The sequence below is a fragment of the Actinotalea lenta genome (assembly GCF_030586465.1).
In the GTDB taxonomy this organism is placed as follows: domain Bacteria; phylum Actinomycetota; class Actinomycetes; order Actinomycetales; family Cellulomonadaceae; genus Actinotalea; species Actinotalea lenta.
Genome location: NZ_JAUQYP010000001.1, coordinates 896,273 through 910,662, shown reverse-complemented (window position 1 = coordinate 910,662; position 14,390 = coordinate 896,273). Strand labels below are relative to the sequence as shown.

At 71.8% G+C, this 14,390-nt stretch carries 15 protein-coding genes and 1 tRNA gene; 3 read left to right on the top strand and 13 right to left on the bottom strand.

What is annotated here, in order from left to right:
* Nucleotides 1-6 precede the first annotated feature (6 nt).
* On the bottom strand, nt 7-528 hold the full coding sequence (locus Q6348_RS04255; protein ID WP_304600066.1) for a gamma carbonic anhydrase family protein: 522 nt from the start codon (nt 526-528) through the stop codon (nt 7-9).
* 41 nt (nt 529-569) lie between these two features.
* Between Q6348_RS04255 and Q6348_RS04250 the strand changes: the two genes are divergently transcribed.
* A complete protein-coding gene (locus tag Q6348_RS04250) occupies nt 570-1,232 on the top strand; it encodes an HAD hydrolase-like protein (RefSeq protein WP_304600065.1) in 663 nt (220 codons plus the stop codon).
* A 290-nt stretch (nt 1,233-1,522) separates the two neighbouring features.
* A tRNA-Ser gene (locus Q6348_RS04245) sits at nt 1,523-1,607 on the top strand.
* Nucleotides 1,608-1,844: 237 nt separating this feature from the next.
* On the opposite strand, the gene Q6348_RS04240 is transcribed toward Q6348_RS04245, so the two are convergent.
* Together Q6348_RS04240 and Q6348_RS04235 are read right to left on the bottom strand one after the other, a co-directional pair.
* Nucleotides 1,845-3,197 (bottom strand): dihydrolipoyl dehydrogenase family protein, encoded by a 1,353-nt coding sequence (locus Q6348_RS04240; protein WP_169322618.1) that lies wholly within the window; start codon nt 3,195-3,197, stop codon nt 1,845-1,847.
* Entirely contained in the window at nt 3,194-3,508 is a 315-nt protein-coding gene (locus Q6348_RS04235) for a thioredoxin domain-containing protein (RefSeq protein ID WP_304600064.1), read from the bottom strand. The genes Q6348_RS04240 and Q6348_RS04235 overlap by 4 nt, the downstream gene beginning before the upstream one ends.
* 57 nt (nt 3,509-3,565) lie before the next feature.
* On the opposite strand from Q6348_RS04235, the gene Q6348_RS04230 reads away from it, so the two are divergent.
* The gene (locus Q6348_RS04230) at nt 3,566-3,976 is read left to right on the top strand and encodes a heavy metal-responsive transcriptional regulator (protein ID WP_169322616.1); all 411 of its coding nucleotides are present in this window, start codon (nt 3,566-3,568) and stop codon (nt 3,974-3,976) included.
* A gap of 96 nt (nt 3,977-4,072) precedes the next feature.
* Here the strand turns inward: Q6348_RS04230 and Q6348_RS04225 are convergent, their stop codons facing one another.
* The 10 genes from Q6348_RS04225 to Q6348_RS04180 all read right to left on the bottom strand — a co-directional run bounded on the left by Q6348_RS04225 (nt 4,073) and on the right by Q6348_RS04180 (nt 14,362).
* Nucleotides 4,073-5,296, bottom strand: coding sequence for a tyrosine-type recombinase/integrase (locus Q6348_RS04225; RefSeq protein ID WP_304600063.1), 1,224 nt, complete (start codon nt 5,294-5,296; stop codon nt 4,073-4,075).
* A 4-nt stretch (nt 5,297-5,300) separates the two neighbouring features.
* Nucleotides 5,301-5,516, bottom strand: coding sequence for a helix-turn-helix domain-containing protein (locus tag Q6348_RS04220; protein ID WP_169322614.1), 216 nt, complete (start codon nt 5,514-5,516; stop codon nt 5,301-5,303).
* Nucleotides 5,517-5,553: 37 nt separating this feature from the next.
* Complete coding sequence (mobF, locus tag Q6348_RS04215; protein ID WP_249051432.1) at nt 5,554-8,457, bottom strand: MobF family relaxase; 2,904 nt, start codon at nt 8,455-8,457, stop codon at nt 5,554-5,556.
* 345 nt (nt 8,458-8,802) lie between these two features.
* Nucleotides 8,803-9,474, bottom strand: coding sequence for an NADPH-dependent F420 reductase (locus Q6348_RS04210; RefSeq protein WP_211373598.1), 672 nt, complete (start codon nt 9,472-9,474; stop codon nt 8,803-8,805).
* Nucleotides 9,475-9,505: 31 nt separating this feature from the next.
* Nucleotides 9,506-10,360: an NAD(P)H-binding protein gene (locus tag Q6348_RS04205; protein ID WP_169322612.1), complete on the bottom strand. Its 855-nt coding sequence runs from the start codon at nt 10,358-10,360 to the stop codon at nt 9,506-9,508.
* 21 nt (nt 10,361-10,381) lie between these two features.
* Nucleotides 10,382-11,020 carry an NAD(P)-dependent oxidoreductase gene (locus Q6348_RS04200; protein ID WP_169322611.1) on the bottom strand — a complete coding sequence of 213 codons (639 nt, stop codon included), beginning with the start codon at nt 11,018-11,020 and terminating at the stop codon, nt 10,382-10,384.
* A 176-nt stretch (nt 11,021-11,196) separates the two neighbouring features.
* Nucleotides 11,197-12,129, bottom strand: coding sequence for an NADP-dependent oxidoreductase (locus Q6348_RS04195; RefSeq protein ID WP_169322610.1), 933 nt, complete (start codon nt 12,127-12,129; stop codon nt 11,197-11,199).
* Between the two features lie 67 nt (nt 12,130-12,196).
* Nucleotides 12,197-12,550 (bottom strand): DoxX family protein, encoded by a 354-nt coding sequence (locus Q6348_RS04190; protein WP_169322609.1) that lies wholly within the window; start codon nt 12,548-12,550, stop codon nt 12,197-12,199.
* A 64-nt stretch (nt 12,551-12,614) separates the two neighbouring features.
* Nucleotides 12,615-13,652, bottom strand: coding sequence for an LLM class flavin-dependent oxidoreductase (locus Q6348_RS04185; protein WP_169322608.1), 1,038 nt, complete (start codon nt 13,650-13,652; stop codon nt 12,615-12,617).
* Nucleotides 13,649-14,362, bottom strand: a complete 714-nt coding sequence (locus Q6348_RS04180) for a TetR/AcrR family transcriptional regulator (protein ID WP_169322607.1) — start codon at nt 14,360-14,362, stop codon at nt 13,649-13,651. Before Q6348_RS04180 ends, Q6348_RS04185 begins: the two co-directional genes overlap by 4 nt.
* Between the last annotated feature and the right edge of the window lie 28 nt (nt 14,363-14,390).

Genomic DNA, 14,390 nt, shown 5'->3' with positions numbered 1-14,390 from the left:
CGGCGGCTACTCCGCGCGTCCCTGGTCCGCGTACGCCCGGGCGCGCGTGACGTAGCGGGCGGAGTTGCCGTGCATCGCGGCGACCTCGTCGTCCGTCAGCTCGCGGCGCACCTTGCCGGGCACGCCGGCGACCAGCGACCGCGGCGGGACGACCGTGCCCTCCAGCACGACGGCGCCCGCGGCGACCAGGGACTGGGCGCCCACCACCGCATCGGTGAGCACGGTGGCGTTCATGCCGATCAGGCAGCCGTCCTCGATGGTGCAGCCGTGCACGACAGCCCCGTGCCCGACGCTGACGTCCGCACCCACGATCGCCGGCGACCCCTGCTCGGTGTGCACCACGACGTTGTCCTGGAGGTTGGAGCGAGGACCGAGCACGATCTCGTCGATGTCGCCGCGCAGCACGGCGCCGAACCAGACGCTGGCCTGCTCATCGACCTTGACCTTGCCGATCATCGAGGCGTTCGGGGCGATCCAGGCGGTCGGATGGACCTCGGGCGTGCGGTCGGCGAAGGGGAGGCTGGTCACCCGGCCAGGCTACCGTCGGCCGACCACGGCAGACTGGGCCCGTGATCTCCACCGCCCTGCTCGACCTCGACGGCACGCTGACCGACCCCATCGAGGGCATCTCGCACGCCCTGGACCGCGCGGCGCAGGCCGTGGGGGTGGGGCCGCTGACCCAGGCCCAGCACCGCGCCGGCATCGGCCCTCCGCTCGCGGACGTGCTGGCGGACCTCGGGGTGCCGCAGGACCGGGTCGAGGAGGGGATCCACGCCTACCGTGCGTTCTACGGCGAGACCGGGTACCTGGAGAACCGGCTCTACGACGGCGTGCTGGACGCCCTGGCCGCACTGCGCGACGTCGGGGTCCGCCTGGTCCTGGCGACGTCCAAGCCGGAGCCGTACGCGCGGCGCATCGTCGAGCACTTCGGCGTCGCGCCGTACCTCGAGCACGTCGCCGGGGCGACGCTGGACGGGACCGTTGCGACGAAGGCTGACGTCATCGCGCGGGCGCTGTCCGCCGTGGACGTCGCCGCGGGTCCGGGAGTCGTCATGGTGGGCGACCGGGCGCACGACGTGCGCGGCGCCGCCGAGCACGGGATTGCGTGCGTCGGCGCCGCGTGGGGGTACGGAGAGCCCGGTGAGCTCCTCGACGCCGGAGCGGTGGCGCTCGCGGACTCGCCGGCCGACCTGGTCGACGTGCTGCGGGCTCTCGGCGACGGATCCCGCTAGCAGCTGCGGGGCCGCGACACGCCCCGTGGGCCGATCCCCGGTCGGTTCCCCTCATCGCCGGGTCGCCGGTGCCGATGAGGCCCGCGAGCACGGACACCGGCACCCCGGCACGCACGAAGGGGTTCGGCGTTCACACCCGGGGCTCGGTGTCCGTGCTCGAAGGCTCCGGCCGGTCGTGCGGGACGCAGGGCGGCTTCGCGGTCGGACCCGATCCTCGCGTACACTGCCGTGCGCGCACCGGCCGTGTGCGCCTGCCATGAGCATCGAGGATCGGTGCACTGCGCAGCCCGGGAGGATTCGCCTAGTGGCCTATGGCGCACGCTTGGAAAGCGTGTTGGGTGCAAGCCCTCGGGGGTTCGAATCCCCCATCCTCCGCCGCATGAAGGGCCCGTGACCTGCAGAGATGTGGGTTGCGGGCCCTTCGTCGTGTGCGGGTGCGGGCGGCCGGCGGGGCGGCGGTAGCAGTTTTGGTAGCAGTTTGTGCGCGAGTGTCCAGCTGATGCTGGAGCGCGCATGCCGTCGTCGCGCCTGTGGTGGCTGCAGCGGCATGAGCGGATCTGCCCCTGGACGCTACGTGCGGGCGAGGTGCGCCAGCCGGCTCGCCACGGCACGTCAGAGGATCGAGCCGAGGTCTGATCCGACGGTCGGGTAAGCAGCGGTCATCGACTTCAGCTGGCGGGTGGTCAGTCCGAGCTTCATGGCCAGGCCAAGGACGTTGATGAGTTCGCCGTACCCCGGGCCGAGGAGGTGTCCGCCGACGATCCGGTCGCTGGATCGGTCCACGAGGACCTTGGTGGCCGCAGTGGTCTCGCCGATCCGGTAGTTGGAGTACCAGCCGCTGGTGTCGCGGTAACGGACGTCGACGTCGATGCCCTGGTCCCGGGCCTCTTGTTCGAGCATCCCGACCCGGGTCAGTTCGGGGATCGTGAAGACCGCCGTCGGGACGCCCGCGTAGTCCGGGACGGTCGTGGTGCCTTTGAGCATGTTCGACGCGGCGACCTTGCCCTCGAAGACCGCGACCGGGGTCAGCGGCATCCCTGGGCTGTTGGCAGCGTCGCCGGCCGCGTAGACCGACGGGTTGCTCGTGCTCTGCAGGTGATCAGCCACCCGCACGCCACTCTCATCCCACTCCACGCCGGCGGCGTCGAGGTGCAGGCCGGATAGGTCCGGTACCCGGCCCGCGCCGTGCACCACGAGGTCGAACTCCACCGTCTCGGGTTGGCCGGAGCGTTCCACGCGGACCAGGTAGGAGGTCCCGGACTTCTGAATCGCGGTGACCGTGGTGGAGCGCCACAGCTCGATCCCGGCGTCGGCGCCGCGGCTGATGAGGAGCTCGACGAGATCGGGGTCAAACGCCTTGAGCGGCCGGGGACCGCGGTCGAGGATGACCGGCGTGCTGCCCGCGCGGGCCGCGATGTGGGCGAACTCGAAGGAGACGAAGCCGCCACCGACGAATAGGATCCGCTTCGGCAGCTCGGGAAGGTCCATGAACTCGGTGCTGTCGACCAGGTGCTCGTGACCGGGGACGTCCAGTGGACGGGGGCGTGCGCCGGTGGCGATAAGGAAGTGTGCTGCCTCGTACGTGGTGCCGTCGATCGCGAGGGTGTTCGCACCGGTGAACCGCGCAGAGCCGTGCAGGGTGTCGACGCCGTTGCTCGACAGGCCCTGCTCCATATTGGCCGGGACCGGGTCGGTGAAGGCGTGCTTGTGCTTGATCAGGTCGGGCCAGTCGATCGACAGGCCGGCGTCGTCGATGCCTTTGCCCCGCATGAGCCGGGCGCTGTCGATGATCTCGGCACCGCGACGCAGGATCTTCTTCGGGTCGCACCCGCGCAGGGCGCAGGTGCCGCCGTAGGGCAGCGCGTCGACGATGGCGACGCTCCAACCCGCAGCGGCGCACTTGTTCGCCGCCGAGACGCCGGCCATCCCCGCGCCGATCACGATCAGGTCGTAGGCGTTCATCATCTCGCCGCCACGTCTTTCACGCCAAGGGCCGTCCTGAGCTGGTCCATCGTGGGCGCCCCGGCCAAGCCGTCGGGCGTGCGATAGACCCGGCACGACAACCCCACGCCGGCGCCCGGCTCGGCGAAGACGTCGACGCCGTCCACCACGATGCTCGGCGAGCCGTGGAACCCCAGCCGCTCGGACTCCTCCATGGTCTCCACGCGGTGACGCGTCACCACGACGTCGGGGCGCTCGGAGGCGATCGAGGCGAGCCGCTGGTCGGCGACCTTCCAGTTCGGGCAGCCATCGAAGTACAGCAGCGAGATCTCCATGCCTGCGACGCTAGACCTTGTACCGTGGTAGAAGGTCAAGGGTGAAGGACGGACGAGATGCTGATCGGTGAGCTTGCCGACGTTGCCGGGATGACCAGCCAGGCCATCCGGTTCTATGAGCGCAAGGGCCTGCTGCCCGTGGCCGATCGGGGCGCCAACGGCTACCGCGTCTACGACGAGTCCATGCTCACCCGGTTGCGCTTCATCACCGTGGCGCAGGCCGCCGGTCTCACCTTGTCCGAGATCCGCAGCATCATCGACCTCCGTGATGACGGGACCGTGCCCTGCGCGCACGTCGTCGCGCTCATCGACGCCAAGCTCACCGACGTACGGGCGCGGATCCGGCACCTTGCGGCGATGCAAGGCGAGCTGGAAGCACTCCTCGAGGACAGCCACCTGCTCGACCCCGCCGACTGCGCAGACGACGACATCTGCCACGTACTCACGAGACCGTCGCAGGACACCTGAAACTCACCGGTCCCCGACGTGGGGCGTCATTGGCACTGCGACGGGCATCCTCTGCAGATCCGGGTGGCGAGCACCTGGTACGGCTGCCAAATTCCTTTAACCGGTCCCGTGGTCGCTCGCTCCCCAGAGGAGCACCCCCATTCGACGGTTGGCCTCCTCCACGAGCTCCGGCACGACGTGTTGGTAGCGGGTCGTCATCGCCGGCGACGTCCAGCCGAACATGCTCATGACGACGCGCTGGTCGACGCCCTGGACCAGGAGCAGCGTCGCGGCCGTGTGCCGGGCGTCGTGCAGCCGCGCCGGCCGGATCCCGAGCCGTTCGAGGAACGCCGTCCAGTGCAGCGAGTGGTCGTGCGGGGCGACCGGTCGCCCTACGAGGTTCGTGAAGACGAGCCCGGAGTCTCGCCACAGCGTCCCCGCGTGGATGCGAGCCTCGCGCTGCCGACGCCTGTGCTGCCGCAGGGCGATCAGCAACGGCTCTGGCAATGGCAGCGTGCGGCGCGACTGCTTCGTCTTCAGCTCGGTAAGGACCAGCCCGCCCTCCTTGCGGTGCGGGCAGCGTGATGGCCGCTCGTGGCAGCGGTCTAGATCAGCGCACCCGTGCCGCCAGTTCCGTCGCTCAAGCTGACGGCGCACCTGCAGCCGGCCAGCGTCGAGGTCGACGTCGGCCCATGACAGACCCAGCACCTCGCCGCGCCGCAGCCCGAGCGAGATGGCGAGCATGAACGCCACCCCGTTGGGCTCGTTCTCGGCAGCGGCGAGGATGCGGCGGGCCTCGTCGACCGTGAGCGGTTCGATCTCGGGCGGGTTGTATCGCGGCGTGTGGGCGAGCGCGACGGGGTTGCCCGGGAGGCGCCGTCGTCGGAACGCGTCGTTCAGTGCCTTGTTCAGCGTCCGGCGTACGTGGTGGACGGTGCCGGCGTTCAGGCCGTTGGCGAGCAGCGCGGTGTAGAGGTGCTCGATGTGCTCGGGCTGGAGCGCATCGAGGCGGTGCTTGCCGATGGCGGGGTTGATGTGGCGGTGGACGTCGACGGTGTAGCCCGAGAGGGTGCTCGGCCGGACGCGCAGCGCTGTGGCCGACAGCCACTCGGTCAGCCAGGTCTCCAGCCGCGGTGACGGGCCCGCTGGGAGGGCGGACTGGTCGGACCGCTCGCGTTCGAGCGCGCGGACCTTGCGGACCACGTCGGCCCGTGATGCGCCCGAACGCTTGCGGCGGTCGACCGAGCCGTCGGGCTGGATGCCCATCGTCACGAAGCCGTACCAGCGCCCGTCGTTGCCCTGGAAGATCGACGAGCGCTGGTTGCCGGCCCGAGTGCCCATCAGGTCACGGCACCTTGGGGTGCTGTTCGCGGCGGCACCGCTCGACGAACTGGGTGAGCGCGTCGGCGGGCACGCGCCGGAGCCGGCCGATGTGCACGGTCTCGATCGCGCCGCTGTGGATCAGCTCGTACATCGTGGTGCGGCCGATCGACAGGCACGCGGCGGCGTCGGTGACGCTGAGCATGACGCGCGGGGTCTCGATGATCTCGATGTCACTCATGGCTGTTCTCCTCTTGGGTTGGGTTGGGTGATGCCGATCAGAGGCCCAGCACCCGACCATCGGGTACTGGCGGCGGGGTAGTGGTCAAGCGGTTCGGCGCCGGCTGTGGAGAGGGCGCGCCCCAGGGCTGATGTGGATGGACTGGTGGCAAGAGCGGCGCGTGTTCGTGCGGGTGGTAGGTCTCCCACGTCTCGGTCGCGGTCGGCTCGGCGTGGCTGGTCGCCAGGATCTGCTCGAGCACCTCGCGGCTCGACGCAGGCGCCTGGCCCGGCAGGCAGTCCGGGTCGGCTTCCTCGACGACGACGTACGTGCGGTTCGCGTGTCGGCCGCGGCTCATCGCGACGTACAGGTCTTCGCGGCCCATCCCGGGCGCGGCGATGGTGTGCGTCTCATCGACGGTCATGCCTTGGGTGCGGGCGACGGTGGTGGCATAGCCGAGCTCGACCTGCTCGGTCACGTAGGACGCCGGTAGACGAACTTCTGGCGAGCTGACGTCCGAGCGGCCGTCGCGCTGGACGGGGCGGACGCGCAGGGCGCCGTCGCGCATGACCTCGGTGACGTCCCACAGTGCGCCGTTGCGGACGTAGCCGTCAGAGGTCCGCAGGCGCCGGTGGTTGCGACGGGTGACGACGCGGTCGCCGACACCGGCGGTCAGACCGTCATGGAGCGCGACGCCGTCGCGGGCGACCGTGCCGGACAGGATGCCGTCGGAGCGGGCGCGGGCGTTGAGGTCGCGCACGGTGCGATTGTCGACGGCTTGGACGATGGCGACCCGGCCGTGCCCCTGGGCGGTGCTGGCAGCGGCCAGGGCGGCATCGAGCACGTCGTCGTGGCTGCCGGCGCTGAACGCACCGTGGTTCTCGTAAGCGTCGAGGGCTTCGCGGTGGGCGCGGCGCAGCTCGAGGCTCGCGCGGGCCTCCCACGGGTGAGCGAAACGCCACAGGCTGGTGAGCTCGGCGGTGGGTCCGCGGCGGGCGAGCATGGCGAACGCCCCGCCGGCGTCGACGGAGCCGCGCTGGAGGTGGTCGCCGACGAGCAGCACCTTCGCCGTGGCAGCGCGTGCCTGCTCGACGATCGTCGCGAGGGTGCGGGTGTCTGCGAGTGAGGCTTCGTCGACGATGACGAGCTGGCCGGGGCTGAACCGCCAGGTGTCCTGCTCGATGCGGATCCGCCAGTGCTCCTGGTGGAGTTCGCGCGCCTCGATCACCCCGGCGGTGTCTCTCCGCTCGAGGGTCTCCGCGTAGCGACCGGCGCGTGCGGCGGCACCGTCGCCGGTGGACTCGTGAAGCCATTTCGCGGTCGTCTCGCAGGTGACGCCGAGGGAGGCGGACAGGGTGTGCGCGGCCGAGGCGGACGGGGCCAGCCCGACGACCGGTCCGACGCTCTGACGCCAGAACGAGGTGAGGGCGGCGAGCGTCGTCGTCTTGCCGGAGCCAGCCGGACCGACAAGCACGTCGAGGAGGTGCCCGGAAGTGATGACGGCTTCGGCAGCAGCTCGCTGGTCTGCGGCGAGCGCGCCCAGGAGGTGCTCGGTGCGCATCGTCGGGTGGCCGAGCGCCTCAGGTGGGCGGTGCGGGAAGCCGCCGGCCTCGGACGCGTCAAGGAGTACGCGTTCGGCGCCGAGGAGCTCGGTGGTCGTGAACAGGGACTCTCCAGCCCGGCGGGTGGCAGGGTCCCGGTTGTCGTCGAGGTGGACGCAGGCGGCCGCGGCGCCGGCCGTGATGGTGTTCAGGAGGTGTCGTCGCTCGGTGGGTGAGGCCATCCGGAGGAGCTTCGAGGCGCGCACGGCTTCGGCGCCGAGGTTCCAGGTGGTCCAGACCGAGCGCCGTGTGGAAACCACATCGATGACACCGGCGACCATCGCGGCCCGGACCTCGGGTCCGACGTCATGCGCCCGCAACGGCCGTCCGTACGTGCCGGTCAGCGCGCGGGAGGCGAGGTCGCGCGGCTCGACGCCGGTCAGGGCGCGCGCGCGGTTGCCCCAGTCGGCCAGGAGGTCGGCGAGGCGACGCACGACCTTCGGCGGGCGAGTCGCTCGGGTGAGGTGCTGCCGAGCCTTGGTGGTCTCGACGCGCGTCGGCGCGCGGCCGTGAGCGGCCTCGAACTCGGCGAGCCACTGCTGCTCTGCGCAGTGGATCTGCTCGGCCCGGGCGGAGAAGTGAGCGAGGACGTCGTCGCCGATGCCGCTCAGCTCGAACGCAGGGTTGCGCCGGGGTCCGCGGTCCCGCATCGACCAGTCGACCGGGAGCCGTCGGGCGAGCTCGTCGGCCAGGAAGACGTCGTAGAGCTCGGAGACCGTGACGACCGCGGCATGCACCGTGCGCCCGTCGACGCTGCGCCAGGCGCCGTCGGGACCCTGGACCTTGTTCGCGATGACGACATGGGTGTGCAGGTTGGGGTCGCCGGCCCGGGTGTCCCAGTGGTCGAAGGCTGCCGCCACCATCCCGCGCGTTCGAACCTGCCGGCAGCCGGCCTCACCCACGCGGGTGCGGATGACGCGCTGCTCGACGAACTCCAACGACGACGCGAGCGCCGCGCGGTGCGCGCCATAGACGGTGGCCCTGGTCGCGTCATCGGCCAGCGCCCACAGGACGGAGGCGGACTTCGGGGCGGTGAAGGTCAGGTCGTAGCCGACGACGGCGTGCCGCTTCCCGTCATCGAACCGGCCATAGGGGCGGCCGAGCGCGTCATCGGTGAGCGGGTCGACTCCGTCGCGGAAGACAGCCGTCATCGCCTGCTCGGTGACGGCATCACCCGGGCGGAGCCGTTTGCCCCCGTCGCCACCGAGCCCCGCGAGCCCGCCGCCGTACCAGCGCCCCGCCGGATCGCCGGTCTGCTCGTAGTAGGCGGTCAGCGAGTCGCCCGCGCGGAGGCCTGCGTCGCCCGCGGCCACGTGCCGGGTCAGGTACGCGTACCCGTCGCCAGCCGTCAGCTTGTGCATCGACATCACCTCGCACCACCTCCTCGGCGGACCCCGAGAGGCACGAAGCCACCTGCCCCTTACCCGCAGGTGTGCGGAAGGAGGAAAGAAGATGCTTGGTGGTCGTACGCCGGCGTCTACAGGCAGGTAGGCGAGCCCGAGCGCAACCGCACGGATGGGACGTGCCGGCTGTGGTGCCGTGCGGGCTCGTGCGGCGCAGTTGAGGCGCTATCGGGCGGGCCTGCCGCGCCGCCGGTGGTGTCACGCACCACAACGGGCGTGCCGACGACGGGGACCACCGCGGCCGTCATCGGCACGACGTGCAAGAGGAGTCAGCCGTCGTGGGTGCCGACTGACTCGTAGGGGTCACGCAGCGCGGGTGTCGCCAGTCGCCGCGACCAGAGCGCGCCGCATCGAGTCGGCGCCGAGGTGCATCCCGAAGATGACGGATCCGGGCTGCATAGTGGCGCTGTCGTGCAGGGTGCCGGCACGGACGGCGTCGAACCCGAGGCGGTCGATGAGGCGGGCGACGGTCGCGACAGCGTTGGGGTCGTCGCCGGCGACGGCGAGAGCGGCTCTGTCGGTCGAGCCGGCGGGTCGGGCGAGCTCTTCGATCTGGTGGTAGCCGAGGTGGTTGAGGGTCTTGACCAGACGCGCGGTGGTCGGGAGCGCGTCCTGCACGATCACCGACGAGGGCCGGTCGGCGCCGGCGAAGTCAGGCAGCATGCCATCGTGGGACGGCCAGTCGTTCATCAGGTCGACGACGACGTGGTCCGCGAGCAGCGCTAGGGGCAGCTCGCGAAACCGGCGCAGGGGAACGGCCAAGATCGCGAGTTCCGCCTCTGCGAGGAGCTGCTCGGTGCTCGTCGCCCGGGCGCCCGGCGCGACGCAGAGTAGGCGCTCGGTGAGGTCAGCCGTCGGCCTCGAGGAGGCCATCAGGACATCCAGCCCGGCGCGCAGCGCCAGGCGAGCGATCGCGCTGCCTGCCTTGCCGGCCCCGAGGACACCGATGGTCTGGGCTTGGTCGTCGTGCATCATGCAGTTCTCCTCGGCCGTGAGACGCGCGGGTTCAGGCCCAGCGGCGCAGGGTCGTGGCGAGCGGCTCGGTGGGGTGGCCGATGAGGCGGGCGAGGTCACCGGTTGTGGGGGCGAGGGCGCCGTCGCGCATGTTGGCGTTCAGGGCCACGAGGAACCCGGCGGTGGCCTCGTCCAGCCCGAACCCGATGAGCTGGGCGTGCTCCTGCTGGGAGGTGAGGGGCTGGTAGCGCACAGGGGTGCCGAGCACGTCCTCCGCGGTGGCGGCGAACTCTCCGTAGCTCCAGGCGGTGTCCCCGGACAGCTCGTAGGCGGCGCCCTCGTGCCCGGAGGCCGTCAGGACGACCGCCGCCGCCTCGGCGTAGTCCTTGCGCGGGGCGGTGGCCAGGCGCCCGTCACCGACGCTGTTGGCGACGACGCCGTGCTCGCGGGCGGTGGCGAAGTCCTGCTGGTGGTTGTCGGTGTACCAGCCGTTGCGCAGGAACGTCGCGGGCAGGCCTGAGGCGGTCACGAGCTCCTCGGTGGCCTTGTGCTCCGCCGCCAGGCCGAGGATGGTCGTGGGCGCCTGCAGGGCCGACGTGTAGACCAGGTGCCCGACGCCGGCGCGACGCGCGGCCTCGATGGCGTTGCCGCGCGGGGCCAGGGCCTGCCCGGGCGCACCGACGGAGATGAGCAGCAGCTTCTCGGCACCACTCAGGGTTGCTGCGGTGCCCTCGATGTCGTCGAGGTCCAGGGCCGCGGTGCGGACGCCGCGCTGGGCGAGGGCGGCCAGGCGCTCGGGGTTGCGGCCGAGGGCGAGGATGTCGGCGGGTGCGACGTCGCGGGCGAGCAGGGCGTCGATGGTCAGGGCACCGAGCTGTCCGGTGGCACCGATGATGGCGATGGTCATGGCTGTCGTTCTTCCTCGAGGTCAGTTGCTGATGGCGGGGGCGCGGCGCACGTAGGTAGCGTCGTCGACCTGGGCGGCGGTGAAGGCGGCGATGTCGGCGCGGCTGACGGCGAAGCCGAGCTTGTCGGTGCCGAAGAACCCGGTGCGGACGTTGCCCTTGGGGGTGTCCTTGGGGGCGATGAACCGCACGATCGTCCAGTCCAGGTCCGAGCGCATCACCGGCCCGGTCATACCGCGGATCTCCTCGTAGGCGCGCGGCATGAAGGTGCGGGGCATGAACCCGATGAGCCGGGTCACCGGTGTCGGCTTCTCCTGGGGGTCCAGCACGGCTGGGGTCGCCTGGCCGATGTAGCGCGTCACGCCGTGACGGCGCATCGCGGCCAGGATGTGCTCGGTGCCCTCGACCAGCGGCACGCCGGTGGCCCTGCGGTCCATGCTCGGGCCGAGCGCGCTGACCACGACGTCAGCGCCGGCGACGGCGCTGTCGATCGCGTCGGCGGCGGACATCTCACCGACGACCAGGCGGACCAGGTCCCGCCACAGCGCCGGGACCTTCGCGGGGTTACGGGCGTAGGCGGTGACGGTGTGCCCGCGCTCGAGCAGCTCGGTGACGGTCAGGGAGCCGATGGCTCCGGTCGCGCCGAAGACGGTGACGTTCATGGGTGCTCCAGAAGGTTGGCTTGGCGTGCGAGGGGTGGCGCGGGGGGGGGGGGGGGGGGGGCCCCCCCGCGGGGGGCCGGGCGGTGTTGGGCCGTGCTCGGGGGGCGCGCTGGGGGGGGGGGGGGGGGGGGGGGGGGCGCGCCCCCCCCCCCCCCCCCCCCCCCCGCGCCGGTGGCTCAGCGGATGATGAGGACCTTGCCGAGCTTTCCGCCGGTGAAGGCGGCGAAGGCCTCCGGTGCCCGATCGATCGGGATGGCGGTCGAGACGTTGACCCGCAGGTCACCGGTGGCGACGCGCCCGAGCAGCGCCGCGAGCTTCCCGGCTGTGGCCTCGGCCATGATCGGGGCGACGGTCACGTCCTGTCGGCCGACCGCCTCGGCGGTCGCGCCCAGGGTGGACGCGAGGATGCCACCAGCGCGGAGGGTGGCGGCAAGGGCTGCCCCGTCGCCGGCTGCGTGGACGACCTTGTCAACGCCGTCTGCAGCGATGGCGCTGACCGCTGCGGAGACGTCGCCGGTGTAGTCGACGGTGTGCGCGGCGCCGAGGCTGCGGACGTACTCCTCTTCCTGGCCCGGCTGGGCGGTAGCGATGACAGTCGCGCCGGCGGCCGCCGCGAGCTGGACGGCGATCGAGCCGACGCCACCGGTCGCCCCGGAGACCAGGACCGTCTCCCCGGGCTGGATGTCGAGGGCCTCGACCGCGTCGTGGGCCGCGACGCCGGCCAGACCGATGACCGCCGCCTGCTGCGCGTCCACACCGGCCGGGACCCGGGTGACTGCGGTCGCCGCGAGGGCGACGTACTCGGCGATGGAGCCGGTGCGGGCGCCCAGCGCCATGCCGGGGATGACGCCGGCGACGCGGTCACCGACCGCGATGGTCTCGACGCCGTCACCGACGGCGGTGACGGCGCCGACCAGGTCACGGCCCAGGACCACGGGGAACTCGTGCGGAAGCATGTCCCAGACGTATCCGGCCGCGATGGACAGGTCGAAGCCGTTGACCGAGGTCGCCTCGACCTCGACGAGCACCTCACCGGCGCCCGGCTCGGGCTGGGGGAGGTCCTGGACGTCGGGCTGGATGTCGCGATCGATGATGGCGAAAGCCTTCATGGTGGTTCTCTCTCTTCGGTGATGGTGATGTTGGTGAGGTGGTGGCTGAGCAGGGTGCCCCGAGGGGTCAGGCGGTGAGGAGCCGCAGGACGAGGACGGCGATCGCCAGGACGAGCGGCGGCAGCGGCATGGCGAGGTTCTTGGTGTCCCGCACGCGCAGGTGGCCGATCACCGCGCCAAGGAAGTAGGCGACCAGGCCCGCTGCGGCGATCACGCCGAGGGGCTCGAGCCACAGGCCGACGACGATGCCGACCGCGCCCGCGATCTCCAGGGCGGCCAGGACGGGCAGGTACTTCTTCGGGACGCCGACCGTGCCGTGGATCACGGCGACGACGGCCTCGGCCTGGCGCAGCTTCATGACGGCGCTGTTGAGGCAGATCGCGGCGAGCAGCACCGTGACGACGACGAGTGCGATGAACATGGGTGTCCTTCTTGGATGAGTGGCGCGCGTCGACGTCCGACGAGGCCGGTCGGGTAGGTGGGAGTCAGGCCCCGAGCTCGGCGCGGACCTGGGGCAGGACCTGGGTGCCGAGGAGCTCGATCGCCTTGAGGTAGGTCGCGTGCGGCATGCCGCCGACGTCCATCTGCAGGATCTGGCGGGTGTGGCCGAGCAGGCCGTGCAGGTGCAGGATCCGGTCGGCGACCTCGTCCGCGCTGCCGGCGAAGACCATGCCGCCGGGTTCCATCTGCCGGTCGCGCCCGGGAGGGGACATCGGGGGTCGGCCGACCTCGGCGGCGCCGGTCGCGAACATCCGCAGCTCGTGCTCGAGGTAGGTCGCCTTCGCAGCGGCGTTGTCAGCTCCGACGAAGCCGTGCACCGCGACGGCGATGTCCGCTCCGTCCGCCGGGTGCCCGACCTGCGTCCACGCCTCGCGGTAGGCGTGGCCGTACTGCGCCCAGTGCTGCGGGGTGCCGCCGAGGATGCCGAGGAACAGCGGCACGCCGAGCTCGACGGCACGGCTGACCGACCCGGGACTGCCGCCGGAGCCGAGCCAGATCTTCAGCGGCACCTCGGGCCGCGGCACGATCACGGCGTCAAGCAGCGGGCGGCCGCGGTGCGGGCCGTTCCAGGTCAGCCGCTCCTGGCGGTTCGCGGCGAGTAGGAGCTCGAACTTGCTGGAGAAGAGCTCGTCGTAGCGGTCCTCGTCCTCGTCGAACAGCGAGAACGTGATCGCCGAGGAACCGCGACCGGCGACAGCCTCCACGCGACCCGGCGCGATCGCCGCAGCGGTCGCCAGCTGCTGGAACACCCGCAGCGGCTCATCCGTGGACAGGACGGTGACCGTCGTGCCGAGCCGGATCCGCTCCGTCGACGCCGCAGCCGCGGTCACCATGGACGTCGGGGAGGACAGCGGCATCGAGGGCGTGTGGTGCTCGCCGATGCCGAAGAAGTCGAGTCCCACCTCCTCGGCGAGTTTGACGGCCTCCAGGACGTCGCGGACGGCCTGGGCTGTGGGGCCGTAGCCGCCGTCCAGGGTGCGGGGGGTGTTGCCGAAGCTGTACACACCGAGCTCGAGCGTCATGTCAAGCGTCCTTCGCGGAAGTGGTGGGGGGTCTGGGTGGTGGGGGCGGATCCCGGTCCTGGCTTTGGGCGGCTGCCGCAGCCGAGCCGGCGTTCGCCGTTGCGCCGCATCGCTGCGACGACCCGGCCCGCGGGCGGCGCCGGCGGGCCAGCGGTCGCGGCGCCGGCGCGCAAGCCGTCGAGGACGAGGGCCAACAGGCGGGCGGAGGCCTCGGCCGTGATGCCGTGCGCCCGCTCCACCAGCCCGGCGTTCGCCATCAGCAGCAGTACGACGTCCTGGTCGGTGAAGTCAGCGCGCAGCACGCCGGCGTCGTGGGCTCGTGCGACGAGCCGGACCAGTCCCTCGTACGCGCGGGTTCGGAGCTCCTCGATCTCGGGTGCCTCGACGTTCATGGTGACCAGGTCCGCGATGCCGCGGTCGCGGGCCTGCATCGCGCCCACTGCCCGGATGTAGGACGCGAAACCGTCCCACGGGTCGACGTCCGCGAGGCCCGCCTCGACCGCGTCGACGTGCTCGGCCATCCGCTCGGCGAACACGGCAGCCACGAGGTCGGCGCGGGTCGGGAAGCGGCGGTACAGGGTGGCGTTCCCCGTGCCGGCCCGCTTGGCGATGTCGTCCAGCGGGGCCTCGAGGCCCTGCTCGGCGAACACCGCGCGGGCGGCCTCGACGATGGCCTCCCGGTTCCGGGCGGCGTCTGCTCTCAGCGTCATGACCTCTCCAACCGACAAGAAGTGGGGA